At 32.4% G+C, this 17,057-nt stretch carries 16 protein-coding genes; 8 read left to right on the top strand and 8 right to left on the bottom strand.

All coding sequences use genetic code 11. The annotated features are described in order from the left end of the window. Window positions 1-275: 275 nt before the first annotated feature. From EV143_RS11665 to EV143_RS11630, 8 genes are all read left to right on the top strand, one after another. On the top strand, window positions 276-797 hold the full coding sequence (locus EV143_RS11665; RefSeq protein WP_133508117.1) for an RNA polymerase sigma factor: 522 nt from the start codon (window positions 276-278) through the stop codon (window positions 795-797). Between the two features lie 46 nt (window positions 798-843). After that, complete coding sequence (locus EV143_RS11660; RefSeq protein WP_133508116.1) at window positions 844-1,053, top strand: hypothetical protein; 210 nt, start codon at window positions 844-846, stop codon at window positions 1,051-1,053. Window positions 1,054-1,065: 12 nt separating this feature from the next. Then, a complete protein-coding gene (locus EV143_RS11655; protein WP_133508115.1) occupies window positions 1,066-1,908 on the top strand; it encodes a FecR family protein in 843 nt (280 codons plus the stop codon). 104 nt (window positions 1,909-2,012) lie between these two features. Continuing rightward, window positions 2,013-4,625 carry a TonB-dependent receptor gene (locus tag EV143_RS11650; protein ID WP_133508114.1) on the top strand — a complete coding sequence of 871 codons (2,613 nt, stop codon included), beginning with the start codon at window positions 2,013-2,015 and terminating at the stop codon, window positions 4,623-4,625. A 5-nt stretch (window positions 4,626-4,630) separates the two neighbouring features. Then, window positions 4,631-5,473: a DUF4249 domain-containing protein gene (locus EV143_RS11645; RefSeq protein WP_133508113.1), complete on the top strand. Its 843-nt coding sequence runs from the start codon at window positions 4,631-4,633 to the stop codon at window positions 5,471-5,473. Between the two features lie 393 nt (window positions 5,474-5,866). Next, the gene (locus EV143_RS11640) at window positions 5,867-8,137 is read left to right on the top strand and encodes a polyprenyl synthetase family protein (RefSeq protein WP_133508112.1); all 2,271 of its coding nucleotides are present in this window, start codon (window positions 5,867-5,869) and stop codon (window positions 8,135-8,137) included. A 212-nt stretch (window positions 8,138-8,349) separates the two neighbouring features. Further along, the gene (locus EV143_RS11635; RefSeq protein ID WP_133508111.1) at window positions 8,350-9,171 is read left to right on the top strand and encodes a phospholipase A; all 822 of its coding nucleotides are present in this window, start codon (window positions 8,350-8,352) and stop codon (window positions 9,169-9,171) included. Between the two features lie 106 nt (window positions 9,172-9,277). Continuing rightward, window positions 9,278-9,931, top strand: coding sequence for a M15 family metallopeptidase (locus tag EV143_RS11630; RefSeq protein WP_133508110.1), 654 nt, complete (start codon window positions 9,278-9,280; stop codon window positions 9,929-9,931). On the opposite strand, the gene EV143_RS11625 is transcribed toward EV143_RS11630, so the two are convergent. The 8 genes from EV143_RS11625 to tsaD form a co-directional block, all read right to left on the bottom strand. Next, window positions 9,932-10,495, bottom strand: a complete 564-nt coding sequence (locus EV143_RS11625) for a hypothetical protein (protein ID WP_133508109.1) — start codon at window positions 10,493-10,495, stop codon at window positions 9,932-9,934. 2 nt (window positions 10,496-10,497) lie between these two features. Beyond that, window positions 10,498-11,682, bottom strand: coding sequence for a THUMP-like domain-containing protein (locus EV143_RS11620; protein ID WP_133508108.1), 1,185 nt, complete (start codon window positions 11,680-11,682; stop codon window positions 10,498-10,500). A gap of 2 nt (window positions 11,683-11,684) precedes the next feature. Next, window positions 11,685-12,776, bottom strand: a complete 1,092-nt coding sequence (locus EV143_RS11615; RefSeq protein ID WP_133508107.1) for an AI-2E family transporter — start codon at window positions 12,774-12,776, stop codon at window positions 11,685-11,687. A 110-nt stretch (window positions 12,777-12,886) separates the two neighbouring features. Then, on the bottom strand, window positions 12,887-13,843 hold the full coding sequence (locus EV143_RS11610) for a zinc metalloprotease (RefSeq protein ID WP_133508106.1): 957 nt from the start codon (window positions 13,841-13,843) through the stop codon (window positions 12,887-12,889). A 158-nt stretch (window positions 13,844-14,001) separates the two neighbouring features. Beyond that, window positions 14,002-14,496: a TrmH family RNA methyltransferase gene (locus tag EV143_RS11605; RefSeq protein ID WP_133508105.1), complete on the bottom strand. Its 495-nt coding sequence runs from the start codon at window positions 14,494-14,496 to the stop codon at window positions 14,002-14,004. Window positions 14,497-14,506: 10 nt separating this feature from the next. Beyond that, on the bottom strand, window positions 14,507-15,145 hold the full coding sequence (locus tag EV143_RS11600) for a DUF4159 domain-containing protein (protein WP_133508104.1): 639 nt from the start codon (window positions 15,143-15,145) through the stop codon (window positions 14,507-14,509). A 153-nt stretch (window positions 15,146-15,298) separates the two neighbouring features. Then, complete coding sequence (locus EV143_RS11595) at window positions 15,299-16,015, bottom strand: 16S rRNA (uracil(1498)-N(3))-methyltransferase (RefSeq protein WP_133508103.1); 717 nt, start codon at window positions 16,013-16,015, stop codon at window positions 15,299-15,301. Window positions 16,016-16,017: 2 nt separating this feature from the next. Further along, window positions 16,018-17,040 (bottom strand): tRNA (adenosine(37)-N6)-threonylcarbamoyltransferase complex transferase subunit TsaD, encoded by a 1,023-nt coding sequence (gene tsaD, locus EV143_RS11590; RefSeq protein WP_133508102.1) that lies wholly within the window; start codon window positions 17,038-17,040, stop codon window positions 16,018-16,020. Window positions 17,041-17,057 lie beyond the last annotated feature (17 nt).

Raw genomic sequence — 17,057 nt, 5'->3', positions numbered from 1 at the left:
AAAATCCACTTTATGAAGTGGATTTTTTGTTTTGTATAAATCAAATATTTCCAGATTTTATTCTTTTTAAAAAAGTTTGAATCATTTTTGCAATAAAAAATAAATCTATGATTTGGACTTAAAATATTTTTTCTACTAGATAATTTTAGAATAAATTTCTGTTCTTTGCACCTTAAGATTTATTTAAAAAACAAGTAAGATTGTCTTAGCTTAGAAACTTCAGAATACAATATTATTTTAGAGATTGAGTTTAGAGTAATTATCTACATTGCGTTATGGACAACAAAAAGTTTGTATTAAGTTTAAAAAAAGGTAATGAAGCTTCTTTTAAAGAGGCTTATCTAAATTACTATGACAAACTGATAAACATTGCCAGACGTTTTAATTTTACAGTTCTAACCCCGCAGGATTTTGTTCAGGAAACTTTTTTAAGACTCTATAATAAAAGGGAGTTGCTTAATGAAGATGTTTTATTTGATAAACAATTGTTTACAATATGCAAGAACATTATTATCAATCATCTTAACAGAGAAAATAAAATAATTCAACTGGATACTTTACCGTTCGAAACTGCACAGGAAGAATCTGATACTGGAATTTTTGAAGAAAGAAAAGAAAAATTATATACTTTCATAAATCAGCTTCCGGAGCAGCAACAAAAAATATTTACTTTACATAAACTGGAAAATCTTAGCTATAAGGAGATTGCAGCAATTACAGATTTATCTGAAAAGACAATTGCCAATCATATTTACCTTGCCAGTAAATTTATTCGAAAAAAAATCGAAGATCATTAGGAACTTTTATGTTCTCGTTTGTTATAGATATAAACAGAAACATAAAATGCGTATTGAATCTTATAAAACAGATGTTACAACCAAAGAAGATGCAAGCTTTATTGTAGTTCTTCTGCAGTTTATTATTTCTGATTGTATCATGAATTTTGATTTAGAAGATCGTAATCATATTCTAAAAATCGAAACCAACAGAGATATTAAAGAAATGGTTTATGGTGTTTTTAATAAACAAGGATTTTATTGTCAAAAACTTTAACAGACATAAGAGATGGACGAAAAGAAATTAGAAGAAGAATTGAAAAAGATATGGGATGAAACTCCTATTTCACATTCTGATAATGAAAAAGAGACTTCTTGGGAAGAATTCCAATTAAAAGCATTCTCATCAAAACCGCAGCAATTTAAACCATGGCGCTCTTATGCAGCAGCGGCTATTTTAATTTTTGCAGTGGCTGGTGCAGCTTTATACTTTAATAGTAATGCAGTAAGCAATGATGATACGCTTGCTGAAAATGTAATAGAAAATTCTACATCTATAATAAAAACCATAGTATTACCAGATAGTTCAAGGGTAGAATTAAATCCAAATTCTAAAATTTCTTATAGCAATAATTTTGCAATCAACAGAAAAGTCGGAGTTAAGGGTGAAGCTTATTTTAAAGTTAAAAAAGACAAAAAACATCCTTTTCAGGTATTTTGTAATGAAACCACCACGACAGTTTTAGGAACTTCTTTTACGGTTAAAGGATATACTCAAAAAGAAGTCGCTGTTGAACTTTATGAAGGAAGCGTTGAGATGAGTATAAAAAATCAGCATAAAAAATGGATCCTGAAACCTGGCGAAAAATTTACTTACGGAAACAAAACTGCTTTAGTAGCCGAATTTAACAGATTCATGGATTTTGATAATGAAAAGCTTAGTGTTATAAGCAATTATATCCAGTCGAATTATGGTTATAAAGTCACTATTCCATCAGAATATTATAACCAAAGAATTACAGTGCGAATTAATAAAAAAGAAGATTTAAAAACGATTATCGAATTAATATCACAAATGTATAACCTAAACTATGAAGTAAATGAAAAATTAAAACAGATTACTTTTCAATAGAAAAGAAAAGGATGCACTAGCCGCGAAACTAAACATCCTTCCTAATATTCTTCAGGGTAGTATGAAACTATCCCATTTAATAATATTCAAAAATACAAAATTTCATGAAGCATATAATTTCAGCATGCTTTTTTTTATTCAGTTTGTGTATGTTTTCCCAAAATGTAACCGTAACTGTTGATAAAAATGTTACTCTTAAAGAACTCTTTAAACAGATTGAAAATCAAACAGACTATAAATTTGCGTTTACAGATCAAATTGATAAAAACCAAAAGTATTTTACTCAAAAGAATACTTACACCAATATACCGATAAAAGAACTTATAAGCGAACTGAATCAAAATAACTTAATTCAATTTTCTATTGTTGGTAATAATATTTTTGTGAAGCAAAAATCCTCAAAAACAGCCAAAAAAAAAAGCAAGTTAACAGGACAGGTTCTTGATGGAAACAGAGAATTGGTTATTGGAGCCAATGTTTTTATTAAGGAAATTGAAACAGGCGCTACAACCGATAGAAATGGTATGTTTTCTATAGAATTAGACAAAGGAACTTATACTATTTTAGTTAGTTATGTTGGTTTTAAAAACAGAGAAAAACAAATTACAGTTTCTGATGACGTAAGAATTGATTTTAACATTGAGGCCGACAGCCAGCAATTGGAACAGGTTATAATTACCAACACCAAAGCAGTTGATGTGAGAAATACTCAAATGAGTGTTAATAAGCTTACTATGGAAGATATAAAGAGAATTCCGGCCGCAATGGGCGAGCCGGATCCTTTAAAATCAATATTAACATTGCCGGGAGTAACAAATGCCGGGGAACTTTCTTCTGGTTTTAATGTCCGTGGAGGAGCTGCAGATCAGAATTTGATTCTTTTAGATGGAGCTCCTGTTTATGGAGATTCTCATATGTTTGGTTTTTTTTCCATCTTTAATGCAGATATCATCAGCGGACTTGATTTATACAAAGGGGGTATTCCTTCTAAATTTGGAGGAAGAGTTTCTTCGGTTCTTGACGTAAGTCAGCAAACAGGTGACTTTGAAAATTATAAAGTAAATGGTGGTATCGGATTGATATCAAGTCGTTTATTGGTTCAGGGACCAATTAAAAAAGAAAAAGGATCGTTTATCGTTGCTGCAAGAACTTCTTATGCACATTTATTTTTAAAGCTTTCCGATAATGCTAATTCTGCCATGTTTTATGATATCAATGCTAAATTAAATTATCGCTTTGGAGCTAATAATACGCTGACTTTTTCGGGATATTTAGGAAATGACGTTTTTGACATCAATGATCGTTTTTCAAGTACCTACGGAAATACTATGGGAATTTTAAGTTGGAAACATAAATTTTCTGATAATTTAAATACCAATTTATCTGTTTTCTACAGTGATTATAAATTTAATCTGGGCATTTCAACGGAAAGTTTTGAGTGGGACAATACCATAAGAACGTACGGTTTTAAGTATGCGTGGAATCATGTTGTAACACAAAAGCTTAAACTTAATTACGGAATCGACGGTCAGTATTATGATTTTAATCCGGGAACCGTAAAGCCAACGAGTTCAGATTCACAGTTTAATTACAAGCAGCTGGATAAAAAATATTCTTTTGAATCTTCTGTTTATCTTGATTTTGAGCACCAGATTACAGAGAAATTAAATCTTCGATATGGGCTTCGTTATAGCATGTTTTACCGTTTAGGAGGCGAAGAAGTTAGTACCTATGAAAATGGTCAGGCAGTAGTATATAATCCGTTATACAATATTTATGAAGAAGGAACTCCAACAGGAACTATAGCTTATAAAAGCGGAGAAACGATTAGTAAATTTAATAATTTAGAACCGCGTGCCGCATTATCATACGCTTTTAACGACAATACTTCAGTAAAAGCAAGTTATAACAGAATGGCACAATATATTCATATTTTATCGAATACACAGTCGCCATTACCAATGAGTATCTGGACACCAAGCGGACCTTTTACCAAACCTCAGATTCTGGATCAATATGCTGTAGGATATTTTAAGAATTTTAAAGATGGCGATTATTCTTTTGAAGGAGAAATGTTTTATAAGAATATCAAAAACCGTATTGATTATATAGACGGGGCAGATATTTTGGCTAATAATAATATAGAACAGGCTATCCTGAACGGAAAAGCGAGATCGTATGGTTTAGAATTATTAATTAGAAAAAACACCGGCAATTTTACAGGTTGGGTTTCTTATACCTTATCAAGAGCAGAACAAAAAACGCCTGGCAGAACTCCGCAGGAACCAGGAATTGCAAATGGGGAATGGTATCTATCCGGATATGATAAAATGCATAATCTGAACGTTGTAGGTAGTTATCAATACAATCCAAAATGGTCTTTTAATGCTAATTTTTCTTTGCAATCCGGTCAGCCGGTAACTTATGCAAACGGATATTATGAATTTGGCGGAATCAATATCCCTAATTTTTCACTGAGAAATGAAAACAGGCTACCGGTTTTTCATCACTTAGATCTTGCAGCAACTTATACGCCAAAACCAGATAAAAAGAAAGGCTGGCAAAGCTATTGGGTATTTAGTATTTATAATATCTACAATAGAAAAAATGCCGCTTCTATGACATTTACAACAAATGAAGATACAGGAGCAAATGAAACCAGAAGACTTTCTATTTTCGGAATAGTTCCTGGTATTTCTTATAATTTTAAATTTTAATGATTATGCAAAAGTTAGAAAAATATAATTTTAAAAATAAGGCATTAGCTTTATTAAGTCTTCTTCTTGTGCTGTTCTTTTCATCCTGCGAAGATGTAGTAACGCTTGATTTAAAGAATGGTGAAACAAAAATAGTTGTAGACGCAGAAATTATTTGGCTAAAAGGAACAACCGGCAACGAGCAAACTATAAAAATCAGTAAAACAGCTCCTTATTATAATAACACAACACCAAAAGTTTCAGGTGCACAAGTAAGAGTTGAAAACCGTGACGGCGATGTTTTTACTTTTACTGAAACAGAACCAGGATCCTACGTTTGTACAAATTTTGTTCCTGTTATAGATATGGATTATACACTTTTTGTAACTGCCGAAGGACAAAGTTTTACAGCGGTTGAAAAACTAACTTCTGTAACACCAATTGACAGGGTAGAGCAAGAAATTGTTCCTGATTTTGGAGGAGAAGATGTAATCGAACTTACTTTTTATTATAAAGATCCTGTCGATGAGGTTAATTTTTATCTAACAGATTATAAAAGTGATTTTCTAATTTTTCCGGAATACGAACTCACAAAAGATGAATTATACAATGGAAATGAAATAAATAATCGATTTTCTGATGAAGATAAAATACAACCCGGAACCGTTGTAGATATTACAAATCGTGGTATTTCTAAAAACTTTTATAATTATATGAATTTACTTTTAGAGATATACGACGGAAATCCGTTTTCTATTCCTCCCGGAAATATCAGAGGAAATATTGTTAATACAACTGATTCTAATAATTATGCCTTTGGTTATTTCAGGCTTTGTGAAGCAGATAAAGTTTCTTATGTAGTGAAATAAAGTTAATTGACAGTTGATTTGTACCTACATCTGGCATAGAAATTTATATCAGTTGTATATTTTCAATTAATTTTATTCTGGTAAAAAGCTTGTTTTAACATCAGGTTTAAATCCGCTCATTGAGCGGATTTTTTGTTTTTGCGTGTGTTAAATAATTGTTATTCAGTAAAATACAGTAAATATACTGTTGTTCATGTGATTTAATTATATTAATTTTATTCCTACAAAATAATAATTTAAGAACAGAAATTATTTACAGCCTCTAATTAAAGATCTAAGCCTTTACATCTGTTCAGTTCCCTGCATACATTCAATTTCAAATACTATTTTTCGCTCTCGAGAAGATTTCGAAGCGAGATAAATATATTTTTTTAATAACTAATATATAGCAATATGAAAAATGAAATGAAGTCACAACAAACAAACTCAAATTTTATTTTAGATCATTACCCTTCTACCTGGCCTGCTGATGGACCAATTGATTTGAACCTTCATGATCTTCCACACGATGGATCTATAATTGAATGGTGGTATCAAAATTGTCATGTAACTTCTAAAGACGGTAGGCAATTTTCTTTGTTTGCCTCCTTTTTTAGACTGGCATTAGACAAAGATGACACAGAAGATTTTACATACGCACATTCTGTAATTTGGTCTCTATCTGATAAGTTTGACAAAAAATACTATATGGATTCACTTGTAGATCCAATTATGCCTTTAGAATCACTTAAGATTCTGAATAAGAAAGATGAAAAAGTTAATAAACCATTTTACAGGGCGCTAAAAGAAGTATACGAAAAAGGAAATGTGCCACTGCCTGACAGGCTTTTAAAACAACCGGCTACTATAGGGTTAGAAAATCTTTCACTTGAATACGATGAAAATCTTTTTAAAAAAGATGCGCAACGTAATTATCATTTATTACTCAACAACTCAATGGCTGGAGTAGAATGTCATCTGGAGTTTATTCCATTAATAGAACCAATAAGACATGGTAATGATGGATCGATATCTGGTATCAGGAAAGAAGATATGTTTTATTACTTTATTCCAAAATGCAAAGTGGTCGGTGATATTCGTATTGGAGACAATGTCTTCGAAGTCGAAGGGAATGGGTGGTATGATCATGAATTTAGCAAGCCGGAAGATGAAGCTACAAAACGTGAATTTAAACATGATATGGCATGGAACTGGATATCGCTGCAACTTGACAATGAATTTCAAATTTCTATATATGACCTCTTTGATAACACAAAAAATGGTGAATATGCTGGTGGAACTGCAGTTGTAATTGATAAGGATGGTAAAAGAATCAATGTCGAAAATTACTTATTTTCTCCAGAAGATTATTGGACAAGTGCCAAAACCTTTGTATCCTATCCTGTTTCCTGGAAACTAGAAATACCCAATCTTCATATATCGCTTTCTGTTACAGCTGACTTTCCTGAACAGGAGTTTATTACTACGCTATCAATGCCTGCATTTTGGGAGGGCGCTATTAATGCTACAGGTAATTTTGCAGGAGTACAAGTTACTGGGCTTGGATATATAGAAAGAACCGGATTTAATACTAAGGAAAGTATTGAAAGCTTCTTAAAAAGTGTTGGCAAGTGTACACAAAGAGCGGTAGAATCTTTATTGCCTTTAACACCTACAGATGATGAGTTTTATAAGCTGATTAATAGTCCGGTGGGCGTTGATTTTTTTAGTAATACAGATAAAGAACAGTATGTTAATTCTGTTATTAAGCCCATTAGAGAAATTGTTGATCGAAGTAAAAAAGCATGGCGATCTTATGTATTACTGGCCTGTATAGATGTGGTTGGCGGAAACTCACAACCTTTTATTGATATTTTGGCAATGCCGGAACTTATTCATTCAGGTTCATTAATTGTAGATGATGTGCAGGATAGTTCTGATACACGAAGAGGAGGTAAAGCCCTGCATCATCTTTATGGAACACCTCTTGCTATCAATGCAGGAAATACATGTTATTTTATTGGAGATTTGGTCATAAAAAATCCTCAAATTTCAGATGATATCCGATTAAAAATTTATGAACTTTATTTTGAAATGATGCGAGCGGCACATGCCGGTCAAGGTTTGGATATAAGTGGGCTTCATTCACTCATGCCAGATGCTGTAAACACTGGAAAAAGTTTAAATCTTGAAAAAAGGATTTATACTATACATCGTTTAAAAACAGCTGCACCTGCTTGTACATTAGCTAAAATAGGTGGAATAGTAGGAGGCGGACGACCAGAAGAAATTGATGCACTTGCCAACTTTTTTGAAGCCATTGGACTTGGTTATCAAATTGTAGACGATGTATTGAATTTACAGGGCTATGAAAATAACCTTAAAGATAAAGGAGAAGATATTGCAGAAGGAAAAATAACAATGCCTGTTGCAAAAGCGATGAGCTTATTGCCGTTAGAGCAACGGGAATATGTGTGGAATACAATTCAAACAATGCCAAAGGATCCGGCTGTAATAGGCTCTGTAATCAAATTGCTACAAGATTGCGGAGCACTTGACGCCTGTCGACAAGAAGCAGAAGAGCTGGTGGAAACAGCATGGAAAAAACTAGATGGCATATTGCCGGATTCATTTTATAAAATGAGATTACGGGCATTTGGTTGGTTTGCATTGCAAAAAGATTAATTTTTCAGTTTCTCATTAAATTTCAAAAGCCTTCAAATCATTGATTTTGAGGGCTTTTTGTATTTAGAATAATGCATTATTATATTGATGATTAAACGATTATGTTATTGCGTTAACTCTTATTTTTATTGAGTTAATAAGATTTATTAGGATTAAGTACATTTATTTTTAAAATTAAGAAACTAAGAATATCCCCAATTTAATCCATTAGAATGTACCTAAAATACCTCTCGATTTGCTTGATTTTATTTTCAATCACATCAAACTCACAAATTGTCGAAGAAAAAAAGAATTACCGCGCAGCAGATTCACTATTGAAAGAACCTAGTTTTTCTGTTCATAAAGACAATTATTTTTTAACCGGTGTACCTGTAAATACTGATATCACTCGAAATACTGCCGATGTAAAATACCAGGTAAGTTTTAAACTTCGACTAAACTCAAAACCTTTGTGGGGTGGTTTTTATCCTTATTTAATGTACACTCAAAAATCTTTTTGGGATATATACGCCAACTCAAAACCATTTGCAGAAATCAATTTTAATCCCGGCGTTGCCGTCGTCCGTCCGTTTTATTTAAAGGGCAACAGATTAACGTATGGAACAATTTCGTTAGAACACGAATCAAACGGCAGGGATTCTATTTATTCAAGAACCTGGAACATGCTGGCTTTTTCATTAAAGTCGCAAATTTCTCCTCGATGGATTGTCGGGTTAAGAGGATGGATTCCGCTTGTTGATAAAGAAGATAATCCTGAACTCACTAAATATGTGGGTTATGGCGAAGCAAGTGCAACCTATCAAATACAACCGGGAAGATGGAGTGCAGATATTCTTTTCAGAAAAGGAAGTGGCCTGATCAGATACGGATCTTTGCAGACTCAGGTAAACTGGAGGCCATACAAAAGCGAAAACTATTACCTTACACTTCAATGGTTTGTAGGCTATACAGAAAGTTTAATAGACTACCAGGAACATAAAAGCATGGTGCGTTTAGGATTTACAATCAAACCTGAAAATATGGGAATTTTTTAAATTTTGTAATTTTTAAAATAAATAACTCTAAGGCTTTTTAAGTTGAGGTGCTTAAATATTATCTCTATATTTACTTTTATTTATAATAGATATCAATTATAACTTTATGTTACATTTCAAAAAAACATTATTTTCAGTTGTATTTCTTTTTCTGATAGTAGCTGCAAATGCTCAAAATGAATCTTATTCTAGTCCCGTAAAACACGATAGTGCTGATACGACTTTTGTTAATTTAAAAGACTATAGTAACGATTTTATCTACGATATGAAATATGCAACCGAAGATAATTTTTTGAAGGCAAAAGTGTATGATTGTGCCGAATGTCTTTTGCGTTTAAAAACAGTAAAAGCGTTAGTTACCGCAAATAAAGATTTTATAAAAAAAGGCTATAAAATAAAATTGTACGATTGCTACAGACCTGTATCTATTCAGAAAAAAATGTTCGAAATTGTACCGAATCCCGTATATGTAGCAGATCCAAAAAAAGGCTCCATCCATAATAGAGGAGGAGCCGTTGATATTTCTATAGTTGATACAAATGGAAAAGAAGTAGATATGGGAACTCCTTTTGATTTCTTCGGAATTCAGGCGGGGCATAATTATACTAAACTTTCAAATGAAGTTTTATCAAACAGAAAGTTTCTTAAAAAAGTTATGATTAAAAATGGTTTCAATTCATTCGATTCAGAATGGTGGCATTATAATTTAAAAACAGCTTTAAAAGATAAAGTCTCGAATCAAAAATGGAATTGCGATTAGTTATTCAACACATCTTATATTTTCCATAAAATAAGTATTCGGATGATACACTTTCTGGTTCATTTCAGATGTTAACTCACTTCTTACAATATAATCTTCTGTATCAGTCAGATATTTAATTCTCATAATCGAAACCGGAGATTTTTTCAATTCTTCAAAATTATCTTTCATAAACATAAAAATTCCCGTGTTTACTCTATTGTCAAAACCTTTGTCACGAATAAGAGTTCCGCAGCTTTCCTGATCAATATGTATTAACGATACGATTTTTCCGTTTTCTAATTGTAAAAATACTTTTGAATTTTTGTCAAAACAATTGGCTTTTATAAAGGAGTTGCTCTTTTGAATCAATTGTAAGTTTAGCGTTGGCAAACCATCTGTTTGTGCTAAAGAAAAGAATACATAATTAAATGTTGCACCAAAGTTTTTCTCGCTAATCAGATATTCATTTGTTACTTTATAAGTACCAATAGAATCGGTTACATTAGCACTATATTCACAAGGTTTTTGGGCAAAAGCAGTAAGAGTTAATAAGAAAAAAGTTAAAGTAATTAGTTGTTTCATTTTTAAGTAATTTTTCTGCAAATTAAAACTATTTTGTTATCATTTTTATCTGTTGTAAAAAAACAATAAACATTTCCGCCATTTTTTATTTTCCACTTTTTTCGGATGTTTTCTACCGTGTCCGGAAAATTTCGAGTTGTGACATTTGCCTGCTGATTTAAAAGCGCTGTTTTCATATCATTTTTACCATACGAAAGCAATTTTTCAATTTCAAAAGTTCTTCCCGGAAAGTCAATTAAATCGTCAGAAGTATATAAATGAGAATGTTTGTGCAGTTTATTTATATTGAAAGAAGTACTAACTTCATCAAAACCGCCCGATTTCATAATTGCAGAATTGGGTTCATAAAGATATTTTTGAGGTAAATGATACGATGGGTAATCTGCTTCGCCTAAAACAAATTCAAAAGTCTCAATTTTATCTTTTAAAATATTAGCTGTTTTTATCGTTATTTCTCCACGATATTGATTGTGAATTTCAAAAAGCAATTCTTTTACTTCGTTTTCCAGCGCAATAATATGAATGTTTTTTACGAATTTTAATTCTGATAAACCAGCTGAAATATCCAATAAAGGCGCTGTTTTAATTAAAATAGAATCCGCTTTTTCGAAATAAAAATCTAACGATTCCGGCACATTTGGCAAACAATCTTTAAGCATGAAAACTTTGCCTTTTGCATCATTTCTGCGCGAAGGATCAATGTAAATCCAATCCCATTTAAAACCTGATTCTGCTTCGTTTAAGATATTGGCTGAGTCATCTGCATAACAAAAACAATTTTTCACATCTAATTGTTTAAAATTATGTTTTACAATGGCAGATAAATCTTCGTTTATTTCACAATGTGCAACGACTTTAAATTTCTTAGAAAAATAATAATCATCAACGCCAAAACCTCCGGTAAGATCAATTAAAGTTTTTCCCGAAATTAAAGATGCTTTATAAGAAGCTGTTTTTTCGGATGAGGTTTGTTCGACAGAAATTTTGCTGGGATAAATGATGTTTTCGGTTGAAAACCAAGTTGGTAATTTGTCTTTTGCCTTTGATTTTGCTTCAATCTGATTTAAAATTGAAACCCATTCTAATTCAGGAAAAGGGTTTTTCTGAAGTGCTAATGTTGTAATGGAGACACCGCTATTTTTAGTTATAAAATCCTGAATGCTTTTGTTTAAAATAGAAGTATTCAATGCTAAATTCTTTCGGTTAATACGGAGACAATTTTGTGTTCAGGAAAAAATTCCTTTAAAATTACTTTCACCATCGTAAAAACCGGAATTGCGATAATCATTCCAACAATTCCAAAGGTAATTCCGCTAATTAAAGTAATCAGAAATATTTCTAACGGATGCGAATTTACACTTTTTGATGAAATTATAGGCTGGCTGATATTATTATCAATAGCCTGAACAATTAAGAAACCAATAATTACGTAAATAGTTCTAGGTAGAATCTCCGATTGAAAATCGCTTCCAATCATACTGATCATTGTTAAAATACCGGCTAAAATAGTTCCTATAATGGGTCCTATATAAGGAATGATATTTAAAATGGCACATAAAAAAGCGATAACAAAAGCATTTTGATTTCCAAAAATCATTAAAACGATTAGGTATAAAATAAATACAACTGTTAATTGCAGCAGTAAGCCAATAAAATAGCGCGTTAAAAAGTGATTTATTTTAGTAACTGAGTTTATGATTTTATCTTCATTGTTATCCGGTAAAATTTTTCTGGCTGTAGCTTTAAAAGCATCCTGATCCTTCACAAGGAAAAATGTAATAAAAAATACCGAAACCAATCCCATTCCCATATCAGCCACAAAGCCTAATATAGAGTTTATAAAACCGGTAAAATAACTAAAATCAAGCATCGAAGTTACTTTTGAATCTTTGAGCATTTTATTCAAATCAACATGCTGAATATTAAAATACGCTTCTATACTTCTTTCTGTTTCCATAAACTGGAGTTGAAGCTTGTTGGTATCTAACAGAGACAAATTGTTTGCCTGCGAAATAATTAGCGGAACAAACAAGAATATAAAACCAACCATCATTAAAATGAAAATAATTATGGTCGTTGCAGCCGCCAGTGAATTACTAAACTTTAATTTATTCTTTAAAAACTGTACCAACGGATTTGCTAATAGGCATAACAACAGAGAGATACACAAATAAACAATTACGGTTTGTATTTCATATAAAAAATACAAAATGATAGCAATTATTAATATTGTTGCTAGAGCCCTTAATATTCCGTTAGATATAATTTTTGATGTAAGCATGATTTTATTTTAGATTATAAATATAGGAAAAAGCTTTTGAAATTAGTGTCTAAACAAAAAAAAGCGAGATAGAATCTATCTCGCTTTTATATTTATGGAATTAAGTGGTTTTAGATTCCAAAAGCAGCTCTTGCTCCTCCAGAAAGGAAAATCGCTGCCATTCTGCTTTTTTGTCCGTTAGAGAACATATACATTGCATTATCATCAGTATAATCCATGTAGTTCATTGTCATTTCGACAGGAGTTCCTGAACAAGTACTGTAATGAGGGTAAGCTGGTACACCATAATTTTCTTCATTGTGAGTTGGAGTATCAGATACTAAATCGCTTCCGCAAGTTGCATCTCCCCAAATGTGACGTAAATTCATCCAGTGACCCACTTCGTGAGTACCAGTTCTTCCTAAATTAAAGGGAGCATTTGCAGCACCAGATAAACCGAAATATCTTGAATCGATTACAACTCCGTCAGTTGCAGAAGCTCCTCCTGGAAATTGAGCATAACCTAAGATTCCACCGCCAATAGCGCAAGACCATAAGTTAAGTTTTGTAGTTGGAGAAGTTGGCGCTAAACCACCCTGAGCAACTTTTTTCATTGCGTCATTAGTTCCCCAAGATGTTTTTGTAGTCGATTTTCTAATAACCTGATCTAGTACAAAAGAAATTCCTACATTGGCTTTTACACCAGCAAATAACGCAGGAACGCTGTTATAATCAGAATTTAATGCATTAAAATCTTTGTTTAAAACATCAATCTGAGATTGAATTTGAGCATTAGAAATGTTTTGTGCAGTCGTTCTGTAAAGAACATTAACTACAACCGGAATTTGAACTTTGCCGTTTACAAGTTTGTGGGTTAATAAAGCATTTTGTGTAAAGGCCTCAATTTGGTTCATTCTGATCGCTAACATAGGATCAGCTTTTAGTTGAGCTTCTAAAACTTCTTGAGAGGCGCAACCTCTGCGGGCAATTGCATTTACACTTGCATCAGCCGATGCTGAATCTGTTTGGTCATTTTGACATGCAAACAGCACTAAAGCTGCAAATGCGGATAAAAGAACTTTTTTCATAATAATAGGGGTTTTTGTTATAATATTGTTGATTAGTTAAACAATGTGACAATTTTATAACAAAAACTTTACGTAACAAAATATTTTATAGCATTATTTGTCAGAATTTTTATAATCCCTTACACAGCCTGATTCCTACAAAAAAATCGTTAAATTAATTACGAAGTAAATTCGTACAAAGCTATACTTGTGGCTTGTACAACATTCATACTACTGTTCTTTCCAAACATATTTATGTGTACAATTTGGTTTGAAATTTTTAGAAGTTCTGCAGAAATTCCATCAATTTCACTTCCAATTAAAAGTGCAATTTTTTGATTGTCAGGAATTATGACTTCTTTTAGCGGTTTACTGTTGTTTGCAATTTCTAAGGCAATAATTTCAAAGTTGCCTTCAGTTAAATACTCAACAGCATCTTTTGTTTCTTCAATAATAAGATGCGGTACATGAAGATGTGTACTTCTGGAAGTTTTATTTATTTTTCGTGGCGTTAATGGAATATCTTTTCCTAAAAAAATAATATTTTCAACACCAAAAGCTTCAGCAATTCTAAAAAGAGAACCAATATTTTGCTGAAAATAAATATGGTCGCATACCAAAGTGATCGGGAACGTTTTTCGTTCAAATTGATTTTCTTCGTGAGTAAGCTGCACTTTTTAAATATTAATTGGTAAAAATATAATTGATAATATTAGCTCCCATTTTTAACGCTTTGTCTCTTGCCGTCGCACTATCGTTATGTACCTCCTGATCTTCCCAGCCATCACCTAAATCACATTCGTACGTATATAGTAAGACTAATTTATTTTCAATGAAAATTCCAAAAGCCTGGGCGCGGGTACCATCATGTTCATGAATTTTTGGCAATCCGTTTGGAAAAGGAAATGGTTTTTGAAAAATAGGATGATTCGCCGGAATTTCGACTAAATTATTATTAGGAAATATTTTTTTAATTTCTTTTCGAATGTATTGATCCATTCCGTAATTGTCATCAATATGAAGAAAACCACCTCCGTTTAAATAATTTCTAAGATTACTGATATCAGCATCGCTAAAAACCACATTTCCGTGACCTGTCATGTGTACAAAAGGATACGAAAGCAAATCAGGATTACTTGGCTCAACCGTTGATGGTTTTGCTTTGATTCGGGTATTAATATTCGAATTACAAAAACGAATCAGGTTGGGCAATGAGGTAGGGTTTGCATACCAATCGCCACCGCCACTGTATTTTAGCAAAGCAATTTCCTGTGAAAATGAAGAAACTGAAAAAAGTAATAATAAGTAAAATATTCTTTTCATATAATTATAAATTATCTTTTAATTGCTTAGTGTCGCTTGTGTCATTTCGACCGAAGGGAGAAATCACACCCTAGAGAGCAATGCAGCGTGGTTATGTGATTTCTCCCTTCGGTCGAAATGACACAATCGATTCGTAGAAATGACAAACAAGGATTATTTATTCGTTATTTCATTAAAAAAAACAACGCTATGACAAGCAACAATCGCGGCGGTTTCTGTACGTAAACGTGTATTTCCCAAAGCAACAGGCTGAAAATTATTTTCTAAAGCCAATGCAATTTCTTTATCCGAAAAATCGCCTTCAGGACCAATCAGTAAAGTAACGTTTTCATTTGGTTTTAAAACTTCTTTTAATGATTTTTTATCTGTTTCTTCACAATGTGCGATCAATTGTAAACCTTCGTTTTTTTGTTTGACGAATTCTTTAAATGATATGGCATCGTTTAATTTTGGCAGAAAAGTTTCATTCGATTGTTTCATGGCCGAAAGAATAATTTTTTCAAAACGCTCTTTGTTAATCACTTTTCGCTCAGACCGATCGCAAAAAATAGGTGTAATTTCCTGAATGCCAATTTCTGTAGCTTTTTCTAAAAACCATTCAAAACGATCGTTCATTTTGGTTGGCGCAACGGCCAAGTGCAAACGGAATTTTGGTTCGTCGGCTTTTTTTATTGAAAGTACTTCAACGATGCATTTGTTATCTGATGCTAAAGTAATTTGAGTTTCAAACAAAAGTCCTAAACCATTTGTAACGTGTAGAATATCTGAATCTTTTTTTCGTAAAACTTTTATTATGTGCTTGCTTTCTTCTTTATCAAAAGAAAAAGTTTCAGTAGTTTCGTCTATATCCGGATTGTAAAATAATTGCATAATTAAAATTGAATTCGCGCTTTCGAAACTACGGCTGAAGTTTCAAAACGACTTGATAAATATTTTTGATATCCTACAATTCCTATCATTGCGGCATTATCTGTTGTGTATTCAAATTTGGGAACAAAAGTTTTCCAGCCATATTTGCCTTCACTTTCTTTCAATCGGTTTCTAATTCCTGAATTTGCAGAAACTCCGCCACCAATTGCGATTTGTGTAATTCCGGTTTCTTTTACCGCTAATTTCAATTTGTCCATCAAAATTTCGATAATCGTATATTGAATAGAGGCACAAATATCATTCAGGTTTTCTTCGATGAAATTTGGGTTTTCTAATTTTTTCTTCTGAATAAAATACAAAATCGCTGTTTTTAATCCGGAGAAACTAAAATCTAATCCGGGAACTTTTGGTTTTGTAAAGGCAAAAGCTTTCGGGTTTCCTAATTGCGCGTATTTATCGATCAAAGGCCCGCCCGGATAAGGAAGTCCGAGTATTTTGGCACTTTTGTCAAAAGCTTCTCCAACCGCATCATCAGTAGTTTCGCCAATAATTTCCATATCAAAAAAACCATTCACTTTTACAATTTGCGTATGTCCGCCGCTAATGGTTAAGGCTAAAAAAGGAAATTCAGGTTTATCAAATCCTTCTTCATCAATAAAATGGGCTAAAATATGCGCATGCATGTGATTTACAGCAATTAACGGAATTTTTAACGCCAATGATAACGATTTGCTAAAAGAGCTTCCTACCAATAAAGAGCCCATTAAGCCAGGACCTTGCGTAAATGCAATGGCGGTTAGCTGTTCTTTTTGTACATTTGCCTTGCGAAGCGCAGCATCAATTACAGGAACGATGTTTTGCTGATGTGCTCTTGAAGCCAATTCCGGTACAACGCCCCCGTACTGATTATGAATTAGCTGATTGGCTACAACATTTGAGAGAACTTTATCGTTATGTAAAACTGCAGCAGCAGTATCATCGCAGGAACTTTCGATGGCAAGAATAAAAACCTCTGAATTTTGCATATAAAGGCACGAATTTT

The organism is Flavobacterium chryseum (assembly GCF_004362015.1).
In the GTDB taxonomy this organism is placed as follows: domain Bacteria; phylum Bacteroidota; class Bacteroidia; order Flavobacteriales; family Flavobacteriaceae; genus Flavobacterium.
This window is presented reverse-complemented; position numbering and strand designations above follow the sequence as displayed.

Bases quoted from the DNA above. Each gene is read 5' to 3' on its own strand.
- EV143_RS11615 (WP_133508107.1), bottom strand. From the start codon at position 12,776: ATGCTTACATCAAAAATTATATCTAACGGAATATTAAGGGCTCTAGCA.
- EV143_RS11650 (WP_133508114.1), top strand. From the start codon at position 2,013: ATGAAGCATATAATTTCAGCATGCTTTTTTTTATTCAGTTTGTGTATG.
- EV143_RS11665 (WP_133508117.1), top strand. From the start codon at position 276: ATGGACAACAAAAAGTTTGTATTAAGTTTAAAAAAAGGTAATGAAGCT.
- EV143_RS11630 (WP_133508110.1), top strand. From the start codon at position 9,278: ATGTTACATTTCAAAAAAACATTATTTTCAGTTGTATTTCTTTTTCTG.
- EV143_RS11635 (WP_133508111.1), top strand. From the start codon at position 8,350: ATGTACCTAAAATACCTCTCGATTTGCTTGATTTTATTTTCAATCACA.
- EV143_RS11655 (WP_133508115.1), top strand. From the start codon at position 1,066: ATGGACGAAAAGAAATTAGAAGAAGAATTGAAAAAGATATGGGATGAA.
- EV143_RS11645 (WP_133508113.1), top strand. From the start codon at position 4,631: ATGCAAAAGTTAGAAAAATATAATTTTAAAAATAAGGCATTAGCTTTA.
- EV143_RS11640 (WP_133508112.1), top strand. From the start codon at position 5,867: ATGAAAAATGAAATGAAGTCACAACAAACAAACTCAAATTTTATTTTA.
- EV143_RS11660 (WP_133508116.1), top strand. From the start codon at position 844: ATGCGTATTGAATCTTATAAAACAGATGTTACAACCAAAGAAGATGCA.
- EV143_RS11595 (WP_133508103.1), bottom strand. From the start codon at position 16,015: ATGCAATTATTTTACAATCCGGATATAGACGAAACTACTGAAACTTTT.
- EV143_RS11600 (WP_133508104.1), bottom strand. From the start codon at position 15,145: ATGAAAAGAATATTTTACTTATTATTACTTTTTTCAGTTTCTTCATTT.
- tsaD (WP_133508102.1), bottom strand. From the start codon at position 17,040: ATGCAAAATTCAGAGGTTTTTATTCTTGCCATCGAAAGTTCCTGCGAT.
- EV143_RS11610 (WP_133508106.1), bottom strand. From the start codon at position 13,843: ATGAAAAAAGTTCTTTTATCCGCATTTGCAGCTTTAGTGCTGTTTGCA.
- EV143_RS11625 (WP_133508109.1), bottom strand. From the start codon at position 10,495: ATGAAACAACTAATTACTTTAACTTTTTTCTTATTAACTCTTACTGCT.